The organism is Geodermatophilus sp. URMC 63, from assembly GCF_053502565.1.
The window spans coordinates 3,988,746-4,013,170 of sequence record NZ_CP199956.1; the positions used below are offsets into that span (position 1 = coordinate 3,988,746).

Annotated in this window: 17 protein-coding genes; 12 read left to right on the forward strand and 5 right to left on the reverse strand. The window is 73.8% G+C overall.

Features of this window, described 5'->3' with window-relative positions; genetic code table 11:
* On the reverse strand, positions 1-444 hold the full coding sequence (locus ACWIZO_RS19490) for a TIGR03618 family F420-dependent PPOX class oxidoreductase (RefSeq protein ID WP_448639295.1): 444 nt from the start codon (positions 442-444) through the stop codon (positions 1-3).
* 180 nt (positions 445-624) lie between these two features.
* Here ACWIZO_RS19490 and ACWIZO_RS19495 point away from each other — a divergent pair, with 180 nt between their 5' ends.
* Positions 625-1,845: a hypothetical protein gene (locus ACWIZO_RS19495; protein WP_448639296.1), complete on the forward strand. Its 1,221-nt coding sequence runs from the start codon at positions 625-627 to the stop codon at positions 1,843-1,845.
* Between the two features lie 20 nt (positions 1,846-1,865).
* Positions 1,866-4,889, forward strand: coding sequence for an FtsW/RodA/SpoVE family cell cycle protein (locus tag ACWIZO_RS19500; RefSeq protein WP_448639297.1), 3,024 nt, complete (start codon positions 1,866-1,868; stop codon positions 4,887-4,889).
* Positions 4,890-4,892: 3 nt separating this feature from the next.
* Here ACWIZO_RS19500 and ACWIZO_RS19505 read toward each other — a convergent pair whose 3' ends face one another.
* From ACWIZO_RS19505 to ACWIZO_RS19515, 3 genes are all read right to left on the reverse strand, one after another.
* Positions 4,893-5,888, reverse strand: a complete 996-nt coding sequence (locus ACWIZO_RS19505) for a rod shape-determining protein (RefSeq protein WP_448639298.1) — start codon at positions 5,886-5,888, stop codon at positions 4,893-4,895.
* 162 nt (positions 5,889-6,050) lie between these two features.
* A complete protein-coding gene (locus ACWIZO_RS19510; RefSeq protein ID WP_448639299.1) occupies positions 6,051-6,242 on the reverse strand; it encodes a hypothetical protein in 192 nt (63 codons plus the stop codon).
* A 196-nt stretch (positions 6,243-6,438) separates the two neighbouring features.
* The gene (locus tag ACWIZO_RS19515) at positions 6,439-6,984 is read right to left on the reverse strand and encodes a single-stranded DNA-binding protein (RefSeq protein ID WP_448639300.1); all 546 of its coding nucleotides are present in this window, start codon (positions 6,982-6,984) and stop codon (positions 6,439-6,441) included.
* A 217-nt stretch (positions 6,985-7,201) separates the two neighbouring features.
* On the opposite strand from ACWIZO_RS19515, the gene recD2 reads away from it, so the two are divergent.
* Positions 7,202-9,460 carry an SF1B family DNA helicase RecD2 gene (gene recD2, locus ACWIZO_RS19520; RefSeq protein WP_448639301.1) on the forward strand — a complete coding sequence of 753 codons (2,259 nt, stop codon included), beginning with the start codon at positions 7,202-7,204 and terminating at the stop codon, positions 9,458-9,460.
* A 61-nt stretch (positions 9,461-9,521) separates the two neighbouring features.
* Here the strand turns inward: recD2 and ACWIZO_RS19525 are convergent, their stop codons facing one another.
* Positions 9,522-10,097, reverse strand: a complete 576-nt coding sequence (locus ACWIZO_RS19525; protein ID WP_448639302.1) for a hypothetical protein — start codon at positions 10,095-10,097, stop codon at positions 9,522-9,524.
* Positions 10,098-10,291: 194 nt separating this feature from the next.
* On the opposite strand from ACWIZO_RS19525, the gene ACWIZO_RS19530 reads away from it, so the two are divergent.
* The 9 genes from ACWIZO_RS19530 to ACWIZO_RS19570 all read left to right on the forward strand — a co-directional run bounded on the left by ACWIZO_RS19530 (position 10,292) and on the right by ACWIZO_RS19570 (position 24,425).
* Entirely contained in the window at positions 10,292-11,761 is a 1,470-nt protein-coding gene (locus tag ACWIZO_RS19530; protein WP_448639303.1) for a hypothetical protein, read from the forward strand.
* Between the two features lie 67 nt (positions 11,762-11,828).
* A complete protein-coding gene (locus tag ACWIZO_RS19535) occupies positions 11,829-12,878 on the forward strand; it encodes a PD-(D/E)XK nuclease family protein (RefSeq protein WP_448639304.1) in 1,050 nt (349 codons plus the stop codon).
* Between the two features lie 97 nt (positions 12,879-12,975).
* Positions 12,976-13,248 (forward strand): hypothetical protein, encoded by a 273-nt coding sequence (locus tag ACWIZO_RS19540; protein WP_448639305.1) that lies wholly within the window; start codon positions 12,976-12,978, stop codon positions 13,246-13,248.
* A 465-nt stretch (positions 13,249-13,713) separates the two neighbouring features.
* On the forward strand, positions 13,714-15,612 hold the full coding sequence (locus tag ACWIZO_RS19545; protein WP_448639306.1) for a hypothetical protein: 1,899 nt from the start codon (positions 13,714-13,716) through the stop codon (positions 15,610-15,612).
* A gap of 690 nt (positions 15,613-16,302) precedes the next feature.
* Positions 16,303-16,971: a hypothetical protein gene (locus tag ACWIZO_RS19550; protein WP_448639307.1), complete on the forward strand. Its 669-nt coding sequence runs from the start codon at positions 16,303-16,305 to the stop codon at positions 16,969-16,971.
* A gap of 22 nt (positions 16,972-16,993) precedes the next feature.
* Entirely contained in the window at positions 16,994-20,320 is a 3,327-nt protein-coding gene (locus ACWIZO_RS19555; RefSeq protein WP_448639308.1) for an AAA family ATPase, read from the forward strand.
* Positions 20,321-20,334: 14 nt separating this feature from the next.
* The gene (locus ACWIZO_RS19560; RefSeq protein ID WP_448639309.1) at positions 20,335-21,426 is read left to right on the forward strand and encodes a hypothetical protein; all 1,092 of its coding nucleotides are present in this window, start codon (positions 20,335-20,337) and stop codon (positions 21,424-21,426) included.
* Between the two features lie 92 nt (positions 21,427-21,518).
* Positions 21,519-22,394, forward strand: coding sequence for a DUF3237 domain-containing protein (locus tag ACWIZO_RS19565; RefSeq protein WP_448639310.1), 876 nt, complete (start codon positions 21,519-21,521; stop codon positions 22,392-22,394).
* A 15-nt stretch (positions 22,395-22,409) separates the two neighbouring features.
* Complete coding sequence (locus ACWIZO_RS19570) at positions 22,410-24,425, forward strand: hydroxysqualene dehydroxylase (protein ID WP_448639311.1); 2,016 nt, start codon at positions 22,410-22,412, stop codon at positions 24,423-24,425.

Genomic DNA, 24,425 nt, shown 5'->3' on the forward strand with positions numbered 1-24,425 from the left:
TCAGCCGTTGCCGTACACCCGGCCCGGCTCCACGAGCACCGCGGTGCGCCGCTGCTCGGCCATGACGCGGTCGTACTCGGCCCAGTCGCCGTGCCGGCCGCCGGCGGCGGTGAACACCGCGGGCAGCAGCAGGCGCAGCTGGTCGGACCGGCTCAGCCACGGCTGCGCGTCGTCGGGCCCGGCCAGCTGCGCGCGTCCCTCGACCGTCGCCCACCGCCAGCCGTGCCGGACGGTGAGGGCCACCTGCGGGCGGGCGCGGAGGTTGGCGAGCTTCACGCGGCCGTAGGTCACGAACGCCACGACCGGGTCCCCCGTGGCGGGGTGGGGGAGGACCCCGGCGTTCACCACGGACGCCTGGATGCTCGCGTCACCGCGCACGGTGGACACCACCGCCAGCCCGTGCTCGCTCGCGGCGATGGCCGAGACGTCGTCGAGGCTCGTCATGCGAGCACCCTGACACCGGAACCGGCACCGGCGCCGGGCAGCGGCCGGTCCCGGTCGCACGGCTCGGTCGCACGGCCCGCACGCCCGCCGCGCCGCAACCCCCTGACATCTGAGCCACCCCGGTCCAGCATGGGCCCCCGGTCCGTCGGTGACCGGCCGGAGCAGCAGAGGGGGCGGTCGGTGACGGACCTGAGGACGGAACAGGCCACCGAGGTCCGGGAGCCCGAGCCGGCCCCGGCTCCCGACCTGCGCGACCGGGACCAGCGGCCGCCGGGCGGACCGGCGGCGGTCCTCCCGCAGGGCGTGGAGCTGGCCCGCCTGCTGGCCCTGGTGCGGCTGACCGCCCCGCAGGCGCTCGAGGTGGGCGTGGGCCTGCTGGCCGCCGCGGACAGGCGGGAGCACCCGGACACCGCGGGCCGGGACGGCGACCCGGTCGAGCCGGTCGTCACCGCCGACGGCGAGGTGCTCCTGCGCCCGGTCCCTGGCGCCGGGCCGGCCGCTGCCGGTCGGACCGCGGCCGACCTCGCGGCGGTCCTCGCCGCCGTCGCCGGTGCCGCCCGGCTGCGCGGCCGCCCCGCGGACCCGGCGGCCGAGGAGCTGCTGGCCCGGCTGGAGCGGGCAGCGACCGACCTGCCGGACGCCGGCGTCCCCGCCGTCGCCCGGGTGCTGCAGGAGGCGGTCGCCGGCACCGACCGCACGGTCGTCCGCGCCGAGCTCGGCGCGCTGGTCCAGGCCGTCGGTGCGCGCACGGCGGCACCGGGGCCCACGGCACGGGGCGGCACGGCACCCGGCGGCACGGCACCCGGCGGCCCGTCGGCCGTGGTCCGTGCCACCCCGGCCGGGCGCGCCGGGCCACGGGGGACGGGGACCGCGGTGCGGCGTGCCGGTGCGTGGCTGCTCTCGGTGCTGGTCCTCGCCGCGGTCGTCGTGCTGGAGGTCGCCGTGCTCCGCGACGACATCGCCGCCGACGTCGACCTGCTCCTGGACGCCGGGCGCAGCGGGTCGGCGTCGTCCACCGCGCCGGAACCCGACGGCCTGCCGGTCGTGCCGCCGGCGCCCGCGGCGGCCGGGGACGTGACCGGGGTCGACCTGCGCCCGCTCGAGCGGTGCGCGCCGGCCACCGCCTGCACCCTGCGCCTGCAGGTGCGGCTCGAGGCAGGACCCGAACGGACCGTGACCTGGTCCTACCGGGTCGTCGACCGCTGCACCGGGGCAGCGACCACCGTGCCGGGCGGGACGGTCACCGTGCCGCCCGGAGGCCGGCAGGTGACGGCCGTCGGCACGGTCGCGCTCCCCGACCTGCCGGCCGTGGCGGTGCTGGCCGTCACCGGCCTGCCCGCGGCCGCGGCCTCCCCGCCGGTGTCCGCCGGGTCGTGCCCGCCCGACCGACCGACCGGGTGAACCCGGCAGGAGGGGACCACATGTCGATCGCTGGACCGGCCGGGCTGCCGGCGGGTGCCCGGGGGAGCCGACGGTGGAGCCGGCGGCAGCGCCGGAGGCTCTCCGGCGGCGCGTCCGCGACCACCGGTGCGCCGGGGCGCCCGCGGCGGACCCGCGAGCAGCGCAGGGACCGCCGCAGCCGCGCGTTCGACCTGCTCGCCGTCGTCGCCGCGCTCGCGCTGGCCGGCTTCGGGCTGGCGAACCTGTCCCTCGTCGGCGCCACCGACCTGGCCGTGCGGCAGGGCCTGATCGCCGCCGCCGGGGTGCTCGCCCTCCTGGCGTTCTGGCGGCTCCGCGTCCGCTACCTCGGCGTCCTCGGCGCGGTCGCCTACGGCACGGCGGTCGTGTTCCTCGTCGGCGTCCTCACGGTCGGCCTGTCCGCCAACGGCGCCACCCGGTGGATCGCGGTCGGCTCCTTCACCTTCCAGCCCTCGGAGCTGGCCAAGCTCGGGCTGCTGCTGGTCCTCGCCTCCGTCCTCGGCTCGCGCCGCCCGGCGTGGCAGCGCTTCACGCTGGCCGTGCTGCTCGCGGTGGTGCCGATCGCGCTCACCCTGCTCCAGCCGGACCTCAGCACCACGATGCTGCTCGTCGTCCTCACCGGGGCCATGCTGGTCATCGGACGCGTGCCCGCCCGGTTCCTGCTGCCCGTGGTCGCCGCGGCGGTGGTGTCGGCGCCGCTGATGATCAGCCTGCTGCGGCCCTACCAGGTCGAACGCCTCGGCAGCTTCCTCGTCGGGGCGCACGAGTCCCCGACCGGCTCGGGCTGGGCGCTGCGGCAGGCGCACATCGCCCTGGCCTCGGGAGGCCTGTTCGGGCGGACCGACGACCCGCTGCGCGGCCTGCGCGCGGAGTACCTGCCCGAGCGGGAGACCGACCTGGCCCTGGCCAGCCTGGTCGGCCAGTGGGGACTGGTCGCCGGCGCCGGGGTGGTGCTCGCCGCGATCGTCCTGGTGTGGCGGCTGGCGCTGGCCAGCCGGGCGTCCCGGACGCCGCACGCCGCCCTCGTCGGCGGGGGACTGGCGGTCCTCCTGGGCCTGGAGACCGTCGTCTCGGTCGGGGCCAACCTCGGGCTCCTCCCGCTGGCGGGCATCCCGTTCCCCCTGCTCAGCTACGGCGGCACGGCGGTGGTCGTGCACCTCGCCGCGATCGGGGTCGTCCTGGCCGTCCGCAGGGACGGCGCCCGCCGGCGCCTGTGGGCGCCACCGCGCTGGCGCCACCACCGGCCCCGGCTGGTCCGGGTGGCCGCCGTCGCCCTCTCGGTGCTGCTGGTGTCCTTCGGGGTCTACGGGTGGCGGCTGCAGAGCACCGAGGGCGCGGCCCTCCGGGTCGTCGGCGAGGAGCAGATGACCCGCTGCACCCGGCTGCCCGCCCCGCGCGGCTCCATCACCGACCGGCACGACGAACTCCTCGCGGTCGACGCCGCGGACGTCGGCAGCGGCGTGGACCGGGTGCTGGTGGTGCCCGCCCTGCTGCGGGCCCGGACCGCGGACGTCGACCGCCTGGCCGACCTGACCGGCCGCCCGCGCGCGGACCTGCACGCCGAGATCGCCGCGGCCGACGCGACCACGCTGTCGCTGCCGGTGGCCGAGGTGCCCCGGGACGTCGCCGACGCGGTCACCGCGGCCGGGATCACCGGCGTGCTCGTCGTCCCGGAGCCCCGCCGTGCCCACCCCCAGGGCACGGTGCTCGCCCCGGTGCTCGGCTTCGTCGGGGTGGCCACGCCCGACGACGAGGAACGCTGGCCCGACCTGCCGCTGGGCGAGGTCGTCGGCCGCGCCGGGCTCGAGCAGAAGTACGACGCGGTGCTGCGCGGCGTGGACGGGCAGCAGTGCGTGTACGTCGACCCGACCGGCGTGCCGGTCGCGATGGGCGAGCGGCGGGACCCCGTGCCCGGTGCCGACCTGCGGCTCTCGATCGACCTGGGCCTGCAGCGGCAGATGGAGGCCGGCCTGGCCGCGGCCGTGCTGGCACAGCCCCGGCCGGAGGGCAAGATCGGCGCCGCCGTCGCGATGGACCCCCGGTCGGGGCAGGTCCTCGCCATGGCCAGCGCCCCGTCGTTCGACGCCGACGTCTACGGACCCCCGGTCGACACCGCGGCGCTGGAGGCCCTGAGCAGCGCACCGGGGTCACCGATGCTCGATCACGCGACCCAGGCGGTCGCGCCGCCCGGGTCGACGTTCAAGCTCGTCGTGGCCGCGGCCAACCAGGCGCACCACGTCCTCGCGCCCCACCAGGTCGTCCCCACCGGGGCCGACTTCACCTACGGCGGGCACACCTTCGGCAACTGGCGGCCGATGGGGCCGATGGACCTGGTGCAGTCGATCGCCGTGTCCAACGACGTCTACTTCTACAAGCTCGCCGTCGCCCTCGGCGCCGACGCGCTGATCGACACCGCCCACGCCCTCGGGGTCGGTGCGCGCACCGGGATCGACCTCCCGGCCGAGTCCGCCGGCTACCTCGGCACGCCGGAGTCGGTCCAGGAGAAGGGCGGCGCGTGGTACGGCGGGTCCACCGTCATCCTGGGCATCGGCCAGGGCGAGCTGCAGGTCACCCCGCTGCAGAACGCCCGGTGGACCGCTGCGGTCGCCACCGGGTCGCTGGTCACCCCGCGGCTGGGCCTGGCGGTCGGGACGGAGGGCGCCCCCTACACCGCGCTCCCGGCACCGGCCCCGACGCCGGTGCCCTTCGCCGCCGAGCTCGGGCCGGTGCGTGAGGGGATGCGGGCGGCCGTGACGGGCGGCACCGCGGTGCGCCTCGCCGACCTCCCGGCGCCGGTCGGCGCGAAGACCGGCACGGCCCAGGACGGCGGCCTCACCGAGCACGAGTACGACTACTGGATGTCCGCCGCCGCCCCGATGGACGACCCGCAGATCGTCATGACCGCGCTGGTCCAGGGGCCCGACACCATCCCGGGCGGCGCGGCGGACGTGGTGACCGACGGTCTGCGCCACTACCTCGAGCACCAGCCCGACGTCGTGGCCACCGGCCCGGTGCAGCTGCCTTGACGGTCAGCTGCGGCTGTAGGCCGACAGCAGCCGGCGGTTGCGCAGGGCCCGGGCGGCGCCCTCGGCCACGCACGTCAGGGGGTCCTCGGCGAGCTTGACGGGGAGGCCGAGACTGCGCTCCAGCTCCTGGGGCAGGCCCTGGACCTGCGAGGCCCCACCGAAGACCAGCACGCCCTCCGCCATCACGTCGGCGATCGCCTGCGGGGCGAGGTCGTCCAGGCAGGCGGCCAGCGTCCGGACGATCTCGTCGGTGATCGGCCGCAGGGCGTCGACCACCTCGCCGGCCTGCACCGTCACCAGCCGCGGCCGGCCGGTGCCGGCGTCGCGGCCCTGCACCACGAGCGGGCCGTCCACCTCGGTCCCGGAGCGGATCTTGAGGTCCTCGGCCTCCAGCTCGCCGATGTGCACCTGGCGCTCCTCGCGGACGTAGCGGGCCACGGCCAGCGTCATCTCGTCACCGGCGAGCTTGCTGGTGCGGTGGGCGAGGACCCCGCCGAAGCAGAACGCCGCCGCCTCGGCGGTGCCGCCCCCGATGTCGACGACCATGTGCACCCGCCGGTCGAGCGGGTCGATGCCGCAGCCGACCGCGCCCGCGACCGACTCGTCCAGCGCCGTCGCCGGCCGGATGCCGGCCTCCTCCGCGGCCTCCAGCAGCGCGCGGTGCTCCAGCGCGGTGGAGCCGACGGGCACCCCGACCACGGCGCGCACGGGCAGGCCCCAGGCCCGCCGGCCCGCCTGGTGCAGCACCGCGCGCAGGTAGGTCCGGGTGGTCTCCAGGTCGGTGACCACGCCGTCGTGCAGCGGCCGGACCGCGGTGTAGCCGGCCGGGGCGCGACCGAGCAGCTCGGCCGCCTCCCGCCCGACGGCGAGGACCCGCTCCCGGCGGGCGCGCCCGGGCTGCAGGAGCATGATCGTCGGCTCGTCGAAGAGGATGCCGCGACGGACGTCGGCGACCACCGTGTTGGCGGTGCCCAGGTCGATGCCGAGTTCCACCCGCATGCCCTCCTGACCGCCGCGTGCCGCCCAGTCTGGGGGTGCGCCGGTGCCAGGTCTACGCCCACCGCCGCGTCCGGACGGCAGATCATGCGCGGGTCTGACCGCGCGGCGGCCGGACCGCGACCTCCGGAGGGGGGACGCCCGGCCACGGGTCGAGGGGAGGCGTCAGCGAGCCGGACCGGGCAGTGCGCCCGCGGCGGCGTCCGTCGCCGTCCCGGGCGGGGTGGGGGACCCCGACCGGCGGTCGGCACGGGGGCCGTCGTCCGTGCGGTGGTCGCCCCGGGGTGTCGACGGGGGGACCGTCCCGCCCGGCAGGTGCAGGTAGAGGATGTCGGCCGCGGGGTCGTAGGTGTTCACCGATCGCTCCCGTTCGCTCGTCGTCGGTGTCGAGACCTGCACGGAGGACCGCCGGCGGGCACCGGCTGATACACGCCGTCCCGCCGACCCCGTGCCGGTGCGCCACCGGACCGGGCCGGCCGGGGGCGACCCGGCACGGCGGCGCACCGGGCGCACCGCCGTCCCTGCCGGGACGGCGGTGCGCCGGTGACCGACCTCAGAAGGGCGGCTCCTCGCCCTGGTCGCCGGCCGGCGCCGCCCAGGGATCGGGTGCGCCGCCGCGTCCGGCACCGCTGCGCCCCGCGCCGGAGCCGCCGCCACCGAAGCCGCCGCCGGAGCCGCCGTCGCGGCCGCCGCCGGAGCCGCCGCCCCCGAAACCGCCGGGGCCGTCGCCGGAGCGGCTGACCTTGGCCACCGTCGCCGTCGCGTAGCGCAGCGACGGGCCGATCTCGTCGACCTCCAGCTCGACGACGGTGCGCTTCTCGCCCTCCTTGGTCTCGAAGGAGCGCTGCTTGAGGCGGCCCTGCGCCATGACGCGCGAGCCGCGGGTCAGCGACTCGGCGACGTTCTCCGCCGCCTGCCGCCACACGCTGCAGCGCAGGAAGAGCGGGTCGCCGTCCTTCCACTCCTGGGTCTGGCGGTCCAGGGTGCGCGGGGTGGACGCGATGGTGAAGTCGGCGACCGCCGCGCCCGAGGGCGTCCAGCGCAGCTCGGGGTCGCTGGTCAGGTTGCCGATGATGGTGATGACTGTGTCGCCGGCCATGATCCGGTCCTCCGTAACGTTCAGTGCACAGCTCGGGTGAGCGGCCGCAGGCTACGGCGGGCCACCGACAGTTCCCGTCCGCCGCCCGCCCGCCCGCCCGTCCGTCTCCGCCTGCCCTCCGCCCTCCGCCCGCCCTCCGCCCGCCGCGGCCCGCCGGGATGTCCCCGTCCCGTGTGACCATCGGGAGCCGGACGGCGCACGACCGGGGGGACGGCAGGTGGCAGAGGCAGGTGCGGCACGGACCGCGGCACCGACCGCGGCACGGACCGGGGCGGTCCTGGAGGCGACGCTCGAGCGGATCACGTTCGCCAACCCCGAGACCGGCTACACCGTGGCCCGGGTCGACACCGGCCGGGGCGGTGACCTGGTCACCGTGGTGGGGTCGCTGCTGGGTGCCCAGCCGGGGGAGACGCTGCGGCTGCACGGGCGTTGGGGAGCGCACCCGCAGTACGGCCGTCAGTTCCTGGTCGAGGACTACACCACCGTCCTGCCGGCCACGGTGCAGGGCATCCGCCGCTACCTGGGCTCGGGTCTGGTGAAGGGGATCGGCCCGCGGCTGGCCGAGCGGATCGTGGACCACTTCGGCACCGACGCGCTGCAGGTGATCGAGGAGCAGCCCTCCCGCCTGGTCGAGGTCCCGAACCTCGGTCCCAAGCGGACCCGGCTGATCACCGCGGCCTGGGAGGAGCAGCGGGCCATCAAGGAGGTGATGGTCTTCCTGCAGGGCGTGGGCGTCTCCACCTCGCTGGCCGTGCGCATCTACAAGCAGTACGGCGGCGCCTCGATCGGGGTGGTCCGCGCCGAGCCCTACCGCCTGGCCGCCGAGGTGTGGGGCATCGGGTTCAAGACCGCCGACACGATCGCCGCCGCCGTGGGCATCCCGCACGACAGCACGCAGCGGGTGGAGGCGGGCCTGCAGTTCGTGCTCTCCGAGGCCACCGGGCAGGGGCACTGCTTCCTGCCCGAGCCCGAGCTGGTGGCCCGCGCGATCGACGTGCTGCAGGTCTCGGCGGACCTGGTGCGCCACTGCCTGGCCCTGCTGGTCGCCGACCAGGGGCTGATCCGCGAGGAGCTGCCCGACGCGGGCGGGCAGACCGTGGCCTACTGGCTGGTCCCCTTCCACCGGGCGGAGGTCTCGCTGGCCGGGGGGCTCAGGCGGCTGGCGGGCGCCGACGACGACCGGCTGGCGGCCTTCGCGGGCGTGGACTGGGACGCGGCGCTGGCCTGGCTGCACCGGCGCACCGGCGTGGAGCTGGCGGCCGGGCAGAGGGCCGCGGTGCAGCTGGCGCTGACCGAGCGGGTCGCCGTCCTCACCGGCGGCCCCGGCTGCGGCAAGAGCTTCACGGTGCGCTCCATCGTCACCCTCGCGGCGGCCAAGGGCGCGAAGGTCGTCCTCGCCGCGCCGACCGGCCGGGCCGCCAAGCGCCTGACCGAGCTGACCGGGGTCGAGGCGGTGACCGTGCACCGGCTGCTGGAGCTGCGCCCCGGCGGGGACGCCGCCTACGACCGCGACCGGCCGCTGCAGGCCGACCTGGTCGTCGTCGACGAGTCCTCGATGCTGGACCTGCTGCTGGCCAACAAGCTGGTGCGGGCCGTCCCGCCGGGCGCGCACCTGCTGCTGGTCGGCGACGTCGACCAGCTGCCCTCGGTCGGCGCGGGGGAGGTGCTGCGCGACCTGCTCGCCGCGGGCACCCCGGTCCCGCACGTGCGGCTGACGCAGGTGTTCCGGCAGGCCAGCCGGTCGGGGGTGGTGACCAACGCGCACCGGATCAACGCCGGCAGCCCGCCCCAGGTCCGCGGCCTCGACGACTTCTTCCTGTTCCCCACCGACGACGCCGAGGAGGCCGCCCGGCTCACCGTCGACGTCGTCACCCGCCGGATCCCGGCGCGCTTCGGCCTCGACCCGCGCCGCGACGTCCAGGTGCTCACGCCGGTGCACCGTGGCCCGGCCGGCGCCGCCGCGCTCAACGAGCAGCTGCAGGACGCGCTCACCCCGGCCCGGCCCGACCGGGCCGAGAAGCGCTTCGGCGGGCGGGTGTTCCGCGTCGGGGACAAGGTCAGCCAGATCCGCAACGACTACGACAAGGGCCGCAACGGCGTCTTCAACGGCACCCAGGGCGTCATCACCGCCATCGATCCCGTCCAGCAGACCGTCACCGTCGTCACCGACGAGGACGAGGAGATCGCCTACGACTTCGGCGAGCTCGACGAGCTGGTGCACGCCTACGCCGTCACCGTCCACCGCTCCCAGGGCAGCGAGTACCCCTGCGTCGTCGTCCCGCTGACCACCAGCGCCTGGATGATGCTGCAGCGCAACCTGCTCTACACCGCCGTCACCCGCGCCAAGCGACTGGTCGTGCTCGTCGGCTCGACCCGGGCCCTCGGTCAGGCCGTGCGCGCCGCGGGCTCCGGACGCCGGCACACCGCCCTGGCCGCCCGGCTGCGCGGCGGGATCCCCGCCGCCGCGCCCGGGTGACCATCCCGTGTCCGGGACGGCCGGAGCCGTGCTGCACGCCGGTCCCGCGGCCCGGGAGGCGTCACGGCGCGTCGAGCCGACGCACCTCCAGCCCGTGCTCGTACAGCTCCCGCCGGGTCTCCAGCGCCACCTGGGCGGCCATCTCCAGGCCGCCGAAGGTCGCCTCCACCCGCTGCAGCCGCTCCCACCAGGCGGTGACGACGCCGGGGTCGGCCAGGTCGCCCGCCGACAGCCCCAGCAGGCCGCGGATGGACGCGTCGGTCTCCTCCAGCACACCGGAGTCGTCCTCGGGCGACTCCGCGCGCGCCGTCCAGAACACCTCCGCCCACAGCGCGGCCACGGCGACGCCGGAGGTCGGCGGCACCCGCTGCGCGAACGCCAGGCGCCGGTCGGCGGCGACCGCGGTCAGGCGCAGCGCCAGGAGGCGGCGCGCCAGCCGCAGGAACTCGGCCGCGGAGGCCCGGCACGCCGCACGGGTGCCGGCGGCGAGGACCGACCCGTACACCTCCGCGAGGCGCTGCGACGTCTCCTGGCTCCAGTGCCACAGGTCGTGGGGCGTCGCCGTCCGCAGCGCGACGGCGTCCACCGCACCGCCACCGGGACCGCCACCGGGACCGTCGGAGGAGAAGCCGCTCACGTCGCCGCACGCTAGTGCCGCCCCCCGCGGGGTGCAGCGTGCCGCGCCGCGCCCCCCTGCGGGGGACGCCCCGGTTCCGCCGAGAGCGAACGCGCCGGCCCGGCGGTCGGCGCGGCGTCTTGACACCGCGGTTCTGTCGGTACCCCTCCCTAGATTCCGGGTCGACATCTTCCCCGTGTCACAAGGAGCTCACCATGGCCGTCCCTGGCCTCAAGACCCGCAAGCCCACCGGTCGCGTGCCGTGGCCGTGCATCCTCCTCGAGGGCGAGGAGAAGGCCGGCAAGAGCTGGTCGCTGGCCCAGTTCAGCGCCAGCGACAAGATCGGCGCGCTGTACTGGATCGACCTCAACGAGGGCGCCGGCGACGAGTACGGCGCCATCCCCGGGGCCCGCTACCAGCTCATCGAGCACGACGGCTCCTACGCGGCCGTGCTGTCCGCCGTCCAGTCGGTCAAGGCCGAGGCCCGCCGCGCCGCCGACGCCGGCGAGCCGCCGGTGGTGCTGGGCATCGACACCGGCTCGGCGATCTGGGACGGCCTCAAGGACTGGGCCAGCGAGCGCGCCGCCAAGTCGACCCGCAACCGCGAGCTGCTCAAGCGCGACCCCAACGCCGAGATCACCATCAGCCAGAACCTGTGGAACGACGCCGGCTCCCGGTGGCGCAAGCTGCAGACCGAGCTGCTCACCTTCCCCGGCATCGTCGTGGTGACCGCCCGGGGCAAGGAGGTCACCGAGGTCGACGCCAACGGCCGCCCCATCGAGGGGCAGAAGACCTGGTCGGTGCAGACCCACCGGGAGTTCCCGTACGCGGCCTCCGTGTGGGTGCGGCTGCGTCGCGGGCGTCGCCCGCTGATCGTCGGCGCGCGCAGCGTGCACGTCGGCATCAAGCCCAACGACGACCCGGCCAAGGAGGTCACCGACCAGGCCGCGTCCGGCCGGCTGCTGGAGTGGCTGGTCTTCGACGCGCTCAAGTGCGACCCCGGCACCGCGCACGTCCGCGACCTCGTGTCCTTCCACGGCGGCGGACTGCTCGAGCATGAGCGGACCGAGGAGGCCGCCGCCGAGCGTGGGGCCGCCACGCCGGCCGTCCGGGCAGGCGGACGGGGCGAGCCCGACGTCGCCGACCTGGTCGCGCGGATCGGCGACGCCCGCGGGGACGACGAGCTGCGCGAGGTCTGGGCCGCGGCCAACCGCTCCGGGCTGCTGCAGGTCGAGGTGCCGACCGCCGGGGGCTCCTACACCGTCGCCGAGCTGGTCCAGGCCCGGCACGAGGAGTTCCTCGAGGCGTCGGTGCGGACCCAGCCGGCCGGGCGCCGGGTCGCGGTCGGCGACCCGTCGGTCCCGCAGACGCCCGCCGCGGTGGTGGAGGCTGCCCAGGCCGCCGCCGCGGCCGCCCGCCCGGACGCCGGCCGGGAGGCCCCGCCGGCGAACCCGCTGCTGGAGCCCTCGCCGACCCCGGACGACCCGCGGGAGCGCCGGCTCACCGCCGCCCGCCGGGGCGTGCTCGCCAGCCTGGAGGCGCTGGGCGTGACCGAGGAGCAGATCGCCGCCCGCTTCGGCCGGCCGGCCGAGCACGTGGCCACCAAGCGGCTGACCGCGCTGGTGCGCGACGTGATCGCCACCCAGCGGTCCGCCGGGAGCGGGCAGCAGGAGATCGTCGCGTGACCCGCGCCGGTGGAGCGGGGCCGGTCCTCCGGCCCCGCTCCACCCCTCGCGACCCGGGGAGCAGGCGGTGACCGCCGTCCTGCCCGCCCGGCCCAGCGCCGCCGAGCGCCGGGCCGCTCCCAGCCTGGCCGCCGCCGTCCGTGACCTCGACAGCCGCCGGGCCCGCTCCCGCCAGCGGGTGATCGGCGCCTCCGAGCTCGGCGACTGCCGCCGCCGGGCGGCCTACCGGGTCGCCCGCCGGCGCCCCACCAACACCCGCACGGGGCTGCAGGCCTTCATCGGCACCGAGCTGCACCGCGGGGTGCTGCGCGCGCTGCGCCGCCAGTACGGCGGGCTGACCGAGGTCGGCCTCCGGGGCGAGCAGGTCAAGGGCCGCTGCGACTGGTGGCACGCCCCGGTGGTGGAGGACCTCAAGACGACGTCGCGGTTCGGCTTCGAGCGGGTCCTCACCCGCGGGGTCCCGGTCCGGCACTGGTTCCAGGTCGCCGTCTACGCCTGGCTGCTGCGCACCGGGCAGACCGCCGACCGCCGGCTGCCGGCCGGCACCGGGCAGGACGTGGACGGGCTGCGCATCCGCTACCTGTCCCGCGACTCGGGCGAGGACGTCGTCTTCGAGGCCGACCACGACCCGGCGCTGACCGCCGAGGCGATCATGTGGCTCACCGACGTCTACGCCACCGTGGAGGACGACGGCGTCGACGCCGTCCCGCGCGACGGGTTCGGCCCCGGGGTCGACACGATGTGCGACTGGTGCCCGTTCCTCGACCTGTGCTGGGGGCCGCCGGTCGACCCGGAGACCGAGGGGGAGGTCTCCCGCCAGTCCCGCCTCACGGTCACCGACGAGGACTACGTCGTCGCGGTGCACGACTACGACGCCTGGCGGGCGGCCGAGAACGAGGCCCGGCGGCACAAGGAGTACGCGCGGGAGCGGCTGCGGGGCCGGTCGGGTCCGGCCGACGACCTGTGGTGCGAGTGGTCCGGTGGCGGCCTGCGCACGCAGGTCGACAAGGACGCCGCGGTCGAGCGGCTCGCCGAGCTCGGCGAGGTCGTGCCCACCCGCCGGAGCCGCAGCCCGCAGACGATCCGGGTCACGCGGAACGGCACCGGCCAGGACTGAACGCCCGCGCCGACCGCGACCCCCGGGGCGGCGGCTGTCGGCTCACGGGAGCACAATCGAACACGTGTTCGACAGTCCTGCACCGAGGAGCTCTGCGATGACCACCGTCGCCACGTCCCACCTGCCCGCCGGCGCGCCGGTCCTGACCAGCGACGTCATCGGCTCGGACTTCGGTCTGCCCCTGGTCCGGCCGACCCGGACGCGGGGAGGCGGCCGGGTCCGGGTCGTGCGCTCGCGCTGCCGCGCGCACGGCGGCGTCGTCGTCTGGTTCACCGACGGCACCAAGACCCCGCCGCTGCACGGGCGCACCACCTGGGTCCTCGACGAGCCCGAGCCGGGTGCCCACGCGCCGGCGCGCGTGGTGGCCTGACGTCCTCCGCCGGGGACGCGCAGCTGGACGTGTTCCGGCGGATCGACGCTGCGGAGGACGTCGGTCGGGTTGACCCCGCCCCGGAGGTCGCCGGGTCCATCGCCATGGCGGGCCCGGTCACGACCGCCTGCGTCGGGGACGACCGGACCGCGGTGCCGCGCGGGTCGGTGGTGACGACCCGGACCGCGCCGGCCGGACCGGTCACCCGGCTCCCGTGGGGCCGGACCTGATCGCGCCGGTCCCCAGGTGCACCTCGGCGAGTCGTCCTCGACCCTCCTGGGGCCGCTCGGACGGGTACGGCGGGCGGCGCCGCGCCAGGCTGCGGGAGACGGGCAACCGGCCGACGGCGAGTCGCCGGGCGCCCCGGCGATGCGGGTCGGTCTGGCCGCGTGCGTGCGTATCACCCGGTGGCGGCTGCGGCTCTGACCCGTGTCGGTGACCTCTCCGCGGCCCCCAGGGCGTGTCATGACGAACCGCTTCTCGAAGAACTATGTCGTCCACAACCGGACGACGGACCGACTGGTGCTCCAGGGGGAGGACGGCAGGATCCTGCAGCTCTCGCCCCTGCAACGCACGAAGATCGGTGAGGACCCGGAGCGCTGCCTGGGGCGGGCGGCCCTACAGGCCGAACAGGACGACGCCGTCGTCTGGGAGCCGGAGCCGATCCGCTCCCGGCGCATCCTGGTGATCAGCTGGTGTGCTGCCCTGGGCATCCTGGGGTTGCTCGCCGGCCTGGCCGGGTGCTGGATCACCGGTGACGTGCGGCTGCTCGTCCCGGGGGTCGTCGTGGCGACCGGTCTGTTCGTCGTGGCGCTCCTGGTGAACCGGCAGGGGCGCGAGGAGAGCCACCGTGACCGGGGCTTCGTCTCGCTGCGCCCGGGTCCGGTGCGCGGTGACGGTTGGCAGCTGGTCCGCGACTACCTCATCGGCAGCACCCAGGGGCTCGTCCTCGTCCTGGTGCTCCTCCTGGGGATCGCCGCGCCCGGTGCGGCTGTCTACTTCGGCACCGAGATGTACGACGTCCTGCAGTTCCGTCCCTGGCACCACGTGCACGTGTCACCCGACCAGTACCCCGTCGTGGTGGGGCGGGCGCTGCTGCTGCTCACCGTGATCATCGTCTCGTTGATCCCGGCGCTGATGTACTTCCAGTTCGACCGGGAGAAGCTGCGGACCCTCATCGACCGGTGGCTGCACGCGATCTTCCGGCTGGACCCTGGCCTGGAGACGGTGGCCGACGTCGACGCCAAGTACGGCCGCCGGGTGGAGGAGTACTACGGAGCATGGCTGGGCGAGGGGGTGGACGCTCCGCGCAGGCGGGCCCGTGCGCGGTCGCCGCTGGTCGTCTCCACCCTGCTGATCGGGACCGGGTGGATCCTCGTCCTGCTCGACGACCGGCCACCGGTACCGGACGGCCCGGGGTTGGCCGGCGCCCAGCCGCTGTTCGAGCCGGTCATCACCCCGATGACCGCCGCCTTCCTCGGCGCCTACTTCCTCGCCGTCCAGGTCAGTCTCCGTGGTTACGTGCGCGGTGACCTGCGGCCGAAGACGTATAACGTGATCACGGTCCGGATCCTGCTCGCCGTCATCTCCGCCTGGGTCCTGGAGCGGCTGTTCGGTCCCGACACGATGGTCGTGGCCGCCTCCTTCCTCGCCGGGTTCCTGCCGAACACCGTGTTGCACCGCGTGCGCGAGGCGAGTGGGCGGTTCACGCTCCGAGGGCCGCTGCGCGGGTGGGGTGTCCAGGGGCAGTCGGACGACGCCCCGGAGGACCGACTCGAGGACACGCCGCTGACCGTGCTCGACGGCATGGACATCTACGAGCGCACGCGGCTCGAGGAGGAGGGGATCACCGGGGTGCAGGCACTCGCCCGTCACGACCTCGTCGACCTCGTCCTGAGCTCACGGATCCCCGTTCCCCGGCTCATCGACTGGCTCGACCAGGCCCTGCTCCACCAGCACGCCAAGAAGGCCTTCGGTCAGCTGCGGGCTCGGGGCGTCCGGACGGCCACCGACTTCCTCCAGGTCTTCACCGACGGCAACGGTGCACTGGCCGCCTTGATGGACGGCGCGGATGCCCCGCAGATCGACCCTCCGCTGCTGGCCGCGGTGTTGGACAACGACGAGTGGCTGGAGTACGTCCGGAACTGGCGGGACCACGACGTGACGGCTGCACCGGCCGTCCGCCGGTACGACGGTGAGGGGCACGTGACGTTCGAACCGAGCAGGTCCCGGGTGACGCGGAGGTCCCCGGTCCTGCGCCGGGCCGGCGCGCTGCCAGGGGTGCTGTCCGGTCCGCCTGTCGCGGTCGCCGCGGAGGTCAACGGCACCGCGCTCCCGGTGGGAGGCGGCGGGACCCGGTCCTGATCCGGCCGAGCCGCCCCCACCGGAGACCCTCCAGCGGCGCATCCCGATCGGACGGGCCTCGCCGCCGTGGCCGACCGGCACCACGGTGCTCAGGTGCACGTTCCCTGCTGACGGTCGGGGATCGCGTCGTGAGGCCGCGGACCGCCGGCAGGAGGCGGGGAGGGGCTGCGAGTGACGCGGGTCGTCTGCGCGCTCGACCGTCCCGCACTGCCGGGCCGGGCCGCGACCCTCGACCCGCCCCCCGGAGGTCAGCTGTGACGACGACCTGCGCCGGCCTCACCGACGTGTGGCAGCACGACGTCTCACCTGGAGCTCGCCGCAGCGCGTCTCCACCAGACGGATGAGGACGCGCCGGATGTGCGCGTCGCAGTCGCGAGGTGGCGGTCCTCCATCGACGTGGTCCTGGACACGCGCCTGGACACGAACGACGTCAGGTGGACCTCGGGCACCCTGTCGTCGAGTGCACCGGGTCCCGGCGCCCTGTGCTGAGTGGGTACGGGCCCGTAGGCCCGAGCCCACCATCGGTGGTGACGTGACGGTGACGATGCGGTGACGATGCGGTGACGATGCGGTGACGCCCTCACCCCTAGCGTCCGCCCCGATGGGTCGGGGAGTCCGGCGGGTGCGAGCGGCTGATGCCTGCACTCGGTGTGACTCACACGCCGTGTCGCCGTCTTCCCCGGAGTCGCGATGGACGTCAGGTCGCCGTTTCCGGTGCAGCGCGCCGACACGTCCTCGCTCGCGGACCGGGCGAACGCGGTACTGCGTGAGGAGATCGCGAGCGGCGCCCTCGCCAACATTGCAGCGGCGAGCCGGGTGTGGTCGGCGTCCCGCCGTGACCTCGTCGCGCCGGAGATCACGCGCCGGCTGGCGGCGGAGGTCGGCGGACTGCTGGACACCGTGCTCGACCTCCTCGCGCCGCTCCCTCGGATCCCCGCTGCAGCGGCGCTGCTCCCCGACCTCGGGTACGACCGCCCCTCGCAGGAGCAGCAGCAGCCCCTCGACCCGGTGCTCTTCCTGCGGGCGCGGCGTCCGGCTCCACCCGGCGGCCGAGCCGAGATCCGCACGACCCTGCGGAACGACGGCCCGGCCCCGGTCGAGATCGCCTTCCTCTGGGATGACCTGCTCAGCGACCGCGGTGACCGCATCCGTGCGTCGTGTCTCCGGCTCCTGCCGGGTCGGGTGCACGTCGCAGCCGGTGCCTTCGCCGACCTCCTGATCGGTCTCGACGTGCCCGATGACGCGCGCCCGGGGCTGTACCACGCAGCGCTGCAGGCCCCCGGGCTGACTGGGCTGCGCGCCCTGCTGACGTTCCCGGTCGAGCCCGACGTCGACCAGGAGGCTTCCATCGTCAGGTGATGCGGTGCGGAGAGGGGGAAGGATGCACTGCTCGAGGTGTTCCACCGAGAACCCGGCGAGGGCGAAGTTCTGTCTGGAGTGCGGAGCGCCGCTCGCGGAGACGGCGAAGGCGTGTCCACCCGTTCTCCCACCGGCCGAGGCGGAACGGAGGCAGCTGACCTGCCTGTCCTGCGACCTGGTGGACTCGGTCGGGCTGTCCGAGCGTCTCGATCCCGAGGAACTCCACGAGACGCTGGCCGCCTACCACGGCGTCTGCACCGCCGTCGTCCGGCGGTTCGGCGGCCACGTCCACGACTACGCGGGCGACGGCCTGATGGTCTACTTCGGGCTCCCGTCGGCGCACGAGGACGACGCCCAGCGGGCGGTGCGCAGCGGACTCGGCATCGTCGAGGCGGTCGGTCAGCTCAACAGCCGGACGGGATCGGAGCGGGGCATCGGCCTGCACGTCCGGGTGGGCATCGACACCGGCCTGGTGGTGGCCGGTGGGGCTGCTGTCGACGGTCGGGCGGAGTCCGCGGCGGCGGTCGGCACCACGCCGAACATCGCCGCCCGCCTGCAGTCCCTCGCCGCGCCCGACTCCGTGGTGATCAGCGCCGCTGCCTACCGGTTGGTCACGGGGTTCTTCGACTGTCGCGAGCTGGGCTTCCACGCGGTCCGCGGCATCTCGCGGCCGATGGCGATCTACCAGGTGCTGCACGAGAGCGCGGCACGGACCCGGCTCGACGTGGTCGCGCAGCGAGGACTCCCGCCGATGCAGGGTCGAGCCGGTGAACTGCGCCGGTTGACCGAGCGGTGGGCGCAGGCGCGAGCCGGGCACGGCTCGGCCGCTCTCGTGGTGGGCGAGCCGGGCATCGGCAAGTCGCGCCTGATCCGGTCCCTCCAGGAGCACGCGGCCCAGTCACCCGACGCGTACCTCGTCCCGCTGACCTGTTCGCCCTGGTACACGAACACGGCCTTCCACCCGGTCGTGCAGTACCTGGAACGGCTGCTGCAGTTCGCACCGGAGGACACGGTCGACCAGCGCCTCGACAGGATCGACGGTCTCGCGACGCAGTACGGCTTCGACCTGCCGAGCAGGGTGCCTCTCCTCGCCGCCCTGCTGGGGGTGCCGTCCGAGAGCCGGTATGCGCCTTCCGACCTGCCGGCGGAGCGGCAGCGGCAGCTGACGATCGACACGCTGGTCGAGGGCTGGCTCATGCGGGCCCAGCACCAGCCGGTCCTCTTCGTCGTCGAGGACCTGCAGTGGGCCGATCCCTCGACGCTCGACCTGCTCACGCAGGTGGTCGAGCGAGCGCCTGGGAGTCGGCAGCTGGTGGTGCTCAGCTCACGTCCGGAGTTCGCGTCGCCCTGGCCGCAGGGCCCCCGGCTCGATCGGCTGGAGCTCGACCGCCTCGACCGCGAGGCGTCGGGGAGGGTCGTGACGGAGACCGCCGGCGTGCCCGTGCCCGAGCGGCTGCGGCGCCAGGTCGTCGACAAGGCCGACGGCGTCCCGCTGTACCTTGAGGAACTGACGAAGCTCGTCGTCGAGCAGGGGATGGCCGGCCACGGCGACGGGCGGTCCGACCCGGCCGGCCTCCCGCCGGTTCTGACCGTCCCGGCCACGCTCGCGGACTCGCTGACGGCCCGTCTGGACCGGCTCCCCGAGGCCAAGGGGATCGCACAGCTCGGTGCGGCCCTCGGCCGGCAGTTCCCCTACGAGTTGATCGCGGCAGTGGCACAGACCGTTGCGGGGCTCGACTCCGAGAGGCTGCGGTACCACCTGGCTCAGTTGGTCGACGCCGGGCTGCTCCTCGTCGAATGCGACCCGCGCGGTGAGACCTACACGTTCAAGCACGCGCTCATCCAGGACGCGGCGTACGCGTCGCTGCTCTTCACGACCCGCCGCCACCACCACCGGCGCATCGCCCAGGTGCTGGTCGAGCAGTTCCCTGCCACGGTCGAGTCGGCGCCCGAGCTGCTCGCGCACCACTACAGCGAAGCGGGGATGACTGCCGAGGCCGTGCCCCGGTGGCTGCGCGCCGGCGAGCGCGCGCGGCGCGCCTCGGCCAACCCCGAGGCGATCGGGCACCTCACGACCGGTCTGCGTCTGCTCGCGGAACTGCCGGCAGGTCAGGAACGAGCCGCGGAGGAGCTGCGGTTCCACCTGGCCCTCGGGCCGGCGTGCATGGCGATCCACGGATACGCCTCAGCCGAGGTCGAGGCCTGTTACCGCCGGGCACAGGAACTGTGCGAGGAGCTCGGGGACGCTCCCCACCTCGTTCCCGTCCCGAAGGTCGCTCCTGTCCTGCACGGTCTGTGGACGTCGCACGTCGTGCGGGCGCAACACGTCGACGCCCTGTCGATCGGCGAACAGGTCCTGGAGCTCGGCGCCGCGACCGGCGACGACAGCGCGCTGCTGCAAGGCAACATGGAGGTCGGCTGGTCGCACTTCTTCCGCGGGGAGCTCGAGCAGGCGCGCGAGCACCTCGAGCGCGTCCTGGCGCTGTACGACCACGAGCGCCACGGCACCCACGTCTTCGTCTACGGCGACAACCCGGCCGCGTCGGCGCGGAGTTGTCTGGCCGAGGTGCTGTGGCTGCTCGGTCACGTCGACCAGGCGCTGCGTCGCAACCAGGAGAACCTGGTGATCCTGCGGTCGCTCGTCGATCACCCGTACAGCGTCGCGTTCGGTCTCGACATCGCCGCGTTCGTCTACCAGTACGTGGGTGATCCGTCGGCGGCTCGCGCGCTGATCGACGAGGCGATCGCGATGTCGGAGACGCACGACCTCGCTCTGATCGGCGCGATGGCGTCCGTGCTCCGGGGCTGGGTCATGACGTGGGAGGGCCAGCTCGAGGAGGGGATGGCGCAGATGCGCCGGGGGCTCGCCGCTCACACGTCCACTGGCGCGGAGCTGCTCAGGCCGTGGTGGCTGTCCCTGCTCGCCGAGGCGTGCGGACGGGCCGGAGCCCCGAGCGAGGGGCTGGAGCTCCTCGACGAGGCGGAGGCGGCTGCGGCACTGTCCCACGAGCGCTACTGGGAGGCCGAGGTCCACCGGCTGCGCGGCGATCTGCTGCTGGCTGCTTCGCGACCCGCTACACCGGAGATGGTCCGCGCAGCGGAGGAGTGCCACCTGCGCGCCCTCGCGATCGCGCGGCGGCAGGGCGCCCGCTCACTGGAGCTGCGTGCGGCGGTCTCGATCTCCCGGTCGTGGGGGGCGGACGGCCGCCGCGACGAGGCGCGGGAACTCCTGGCGCCCATCTACGGGTGGTTCTCCGAGGGCCTGGACACCCCGGATCTCCGTGAGGCAGCCGCACTCCTGACCGACCTCGACGCTCCGTGCGCGATCAGCGCAACCGACATCTCCTGAACGGGGGCGGATGGATGGACGATCGGAACGCACAGGTCGGGTGGACAGAGGCACAGTGGAACCGCGTCCGCGAGGAGGTGCTCCGTGCGTGGCACAGCGTCCGGGTCGCCGGTTCGTTCCTGCCAGCCTACGGGGCCATGCCGCCGAACACGAAGGTCGTGCCGAGCGAGAAATTCCGCCATGACGGCACGATTGATGAGCGATCCACTGCAACTCTGCTCGAGATTTCTCTACCAGTGACGCTGAGTCGGCAGCAGGTCCTCGAGGAGGATCTCTCGAGCGCCTTGCTCCAACTCCGGAGAAGAGCCACGCAGTTGGGTCAACTGGAAGACTGGTACATCTTCAACGGAACCTATCCCCCTGATGACGACTATCCATCTACAGGGGCCTTGGTGATCGATGGAGACTTCAGGCTCCCAGTCGGGTCCTATCGGCCGTCATACTCCTTCGTCGGCGACTCGGGTGCCGACGACTCCTTCCTCTTGGACGGTGCTGTCGACTCAATAGTGGGCCACAAGGATCAGATACGAGGTTTGCTGCTTCGCAATCCTGGGGCTCTCGGCTTGATGGGAGGCGCGCGAGAAGTTGACACCCAGGTGCGCGATGTGTACAGCGTGAGGACGCAGAAGGCTCAGAGGAAGATCGACATGCAGATCACGGACTGGTCGACCAAGAGGCTTTCTCTGTCCAGTTCTGGGCTCATCGACGGGATCGTGGATGCTAAGGGCAAGCTTGAGGAGTACGGATATAGTGGAGCATCTGTATGCGTGTTCGGCCGCGACCCGTTCAAGGCGGCCCATCAGCCGGTTGGGAACTCAACTTCTTATCCACGTGATCGACTCGAGCCCTTGCTCGGTCGTGAGCTCCTGTACAGCAGCGCAATCGACATCCCGCCGTGCGATGTCGAGGAGTTCAGAGACAAGTGGCGCAAGAGGGGGGTGCTTGTCTCTCTTGCGGGCTCCGCGGTAGATCTTGCGATCTCTGCCGAGGCGACGCCGGAGTTCAGACAGATCAACGAAGGAGGACGATATGTGTTCTCTGTCTTCGAACGCTTTACGCTGCGCATCAAAGATCCCAGAGCCATCGTGCCTCTGCAGTTCTATTAGAACGGTGGAGACGCGCTTCGAAGGGCACTCGTCATCGGCAGGCGTGGCAATAGCGTCCCGATTACTCGCTGCTCTCGTCCTGGAGTGTCGAGATGTCGCAATACGCTCATGACGGGCTCGCGTTGTGGTACGGGACGTCGGACGCGCCAGCGCCGAGCGGCACCGTGGAGCCACGGCAGGGGGTCTCCGTCACGGTCGGCGTCCGTCCGGCGAACCCGTCCAATACGGTGAGCGTTCGGTACCGGGTCGACGGGCGGAGCACGGAGACGTTCTCGGCGCCGCTCGTGGCCAACGACTTCCGAGAGCGGACGCAGTACTTCCGAGCGGCCTTCCCGACGTTCTGGTCGGGCGAGACGGTCGAGTACCTCCCGGTGGTCACGTGCGAGGGGCGCCGGGCGCCGGACCCGGCAACAGCCAGCACCTTCCCGTCGGCGTTCCGGCTCAGCGCGGCCAGCCCGGTCGCACCACAGGGCCGGTCCGCCACGAGCCGGCCCGCGTCGCCGGCCGCGTATGCGGCCCGGCTCGAGCACCTCGTCCACGTCAGGGTGCCGCTCGCGAGGGAGCCGGAGGTGATCGGCGAGACGCCGGTCGGCTTCCTCATCAACTGGCCGCCGGAGAGCGGCACCCTCGACGGTCCTGCCTTCCGCGCCACGGTCGTCGTGGGTGGGGAGCACCAGACGATCGTGCGCTCGGACGGTATCGGTCTCCTCAGCGTCAGCGTGACGGTCAAGACCCACGACGGTGCCCTGATCGCGTTGGACTACTCGGGAACCGTCGACTACGGCGAGGGCTGGGCCACGCGACTGACGTCCAGCAGGTGGCCCGCTGTCCTGCCGGTCCGATCGCACATCCGGCTGCTGACCTCCCACCCGCAGTACAGGTGGCTCAACCGCCTCGACTGCCTCGGCGTCGGCGAGGTGCGACCGGCCGAGCGCCTGTACAGCTACGACATGTACGCGGTCCGGTGAAGAACGGAGCCGACGGTGCCCAAGACGGTGATCGTGCTCGGCGGCGGCATCGGCGGCCTGACAGCCGCCCACGAGTTGTGCGAGCGCGGCTTCTCCGTCCGGGTCTTCGAGATGCGGGACGTGCCCGGCGGTAAGGCGCGCAGCGTCGTCGTCCCCAGCACGGCTCCCCGCCAGAACGTCGGCGGTGTCCACCTCGGCAGACTCGCCGCACCCGTCCGCCGGGACCTCCCGGGCGAGCACGGCTTCCGCTTCTTCCCGCGGTTCTACAAGCACGTCATCGACACGATGGAGCGGATCCCGTACCGCGGTTCCCGCTCGGTCGCCGACAACCTGGTCGACACCACGGGTACCGTCTTCGCGCGCTTCGGGCGCCGGTCGCTGAAGCTGCCGACCGTCACGTCGAGGACGCTCCCCGAGGTCTTCACGCTGCTCACCGACCTCGAGGCGCTGTTCGGGTCCGAGCTCGGGATCTCGTCCGAGGAGTTCGCCTTCTTCGGCGAGCGCATCTGGCAGATCCTCACCAGCTGCTCGGAGCGCCGGATGGACGAGTACGAGAAGCGCGGCTGGTGGGAGTTCATCGGCGCGAACCAGCGGTCCGAGGCCTACCAGAAGCTCTTCGGCATCGGCTGCACCCGCTCGGTCGTCGCGGCCCAGGCCAAGCTGGCGAGCACCAAGACCATCGGTGACATGTTCGTGCAGTACTTCTTCAACCTCGCCGAGCCGGGCATCAGCGCGGACCGCGTGCTCAACGGGCCGACCAACGACGTGTGGATCGACCCCTGGCTGGCCCATCTGCGCGGTCGGGGGGTCGACTACCGGCTCGACACGCGGGTGCGCTCGATCGAGATGGACGGCGGGGTCGTGCGGGGCGTCATGGTCGAGCAGAACCGCACAGTCAGCGAAGCCACCGCGGACTACTACGTGTCGGCCCTGCCGGTCGAGGTCATGGCCAGCCTGGTCACCGACCGGATCGTGCGGGCGGACCCGAGCCTGGCTGATGTGTTCCGACTGCGCGAGAACACGGACTGGATGAGCGGCATCCAGTTCTACCTCGACGAGGACGCGCCCATCGGGCCCGGCCACCAGATCTACCTCGACTCGCCGTGGGCGCTCACCTCCGTGTCGCAGGCCCAGTTCTGGCCCGACGTCGACCTCAGTCGCTTCGGTGACGGGAACATCCGCGGCGTCATCTCGGTCGTCATCTCCGACTGGGACACGCCTGGACTCAACGGGAAGACCGCCCGGGAGTGCACCCGTCGCGAGATCAGGGACGAGGTGTGGGACCAGCTCAAACGCAGCCTGAACGTCGAGGGCGCCGACGTGCTCGAGGACGACGACCTGGTCCACTGGTTCCTGGACCTCGCCGTGGACCCGCTGCTCAAGACCAACGCCGAACCCCTGTTCGTCAACCTGGTCGACACGTGGCGGCTCAGACCGCGCGCCGTGACCGCCATCCCGAACCTGTTCCTGGCCGCCGACTACGTGCAGACCTCCACCGACCTGGCCACCATGGAGGCGGCCAACGAGGCGGCCCGCCGTGCGGTGAACGGCATCCTCGAGCGCGCCGGCTCGGACGCGCCGCCGTGCCGGCTGTGGGACCTGCACGAGCCGGTGCTGCTCGAGCCCTGGCGCGCCAACGACCGGGAGCGCTACCGGCAGGGCCTGCCGTGGGACGACACCACTGCGAAGCTCGGACTGTCGGCGCTGGCAGCACTCCACCGCGGAGCCCGCGCACTCGAGACGTCGATCCTGGACGCGGTCGGCTCGGCGATGCACGTCGAGGACCTGCTGTCCTACATCCGGACGGGGGAGAGCCGCTCGGAGCTGCTGGAGCGTCTGACCTCCCCACCAGGAGCTCCGTCCGGTGAGCTGCTGCGAGCCTTCGCCGCACTGACGCGCACCGCTGCCGGACCGGCTGAGACGGTGGCGGCATCGGCGCTGGACGCGCTCCTCTCCGGAGGGCGTGCGCTCCGGAACCCGGAACCAGCGGTCGGACCGGCGGGTGGCGTCCGCTTCGTCGAGCAGCCCTGA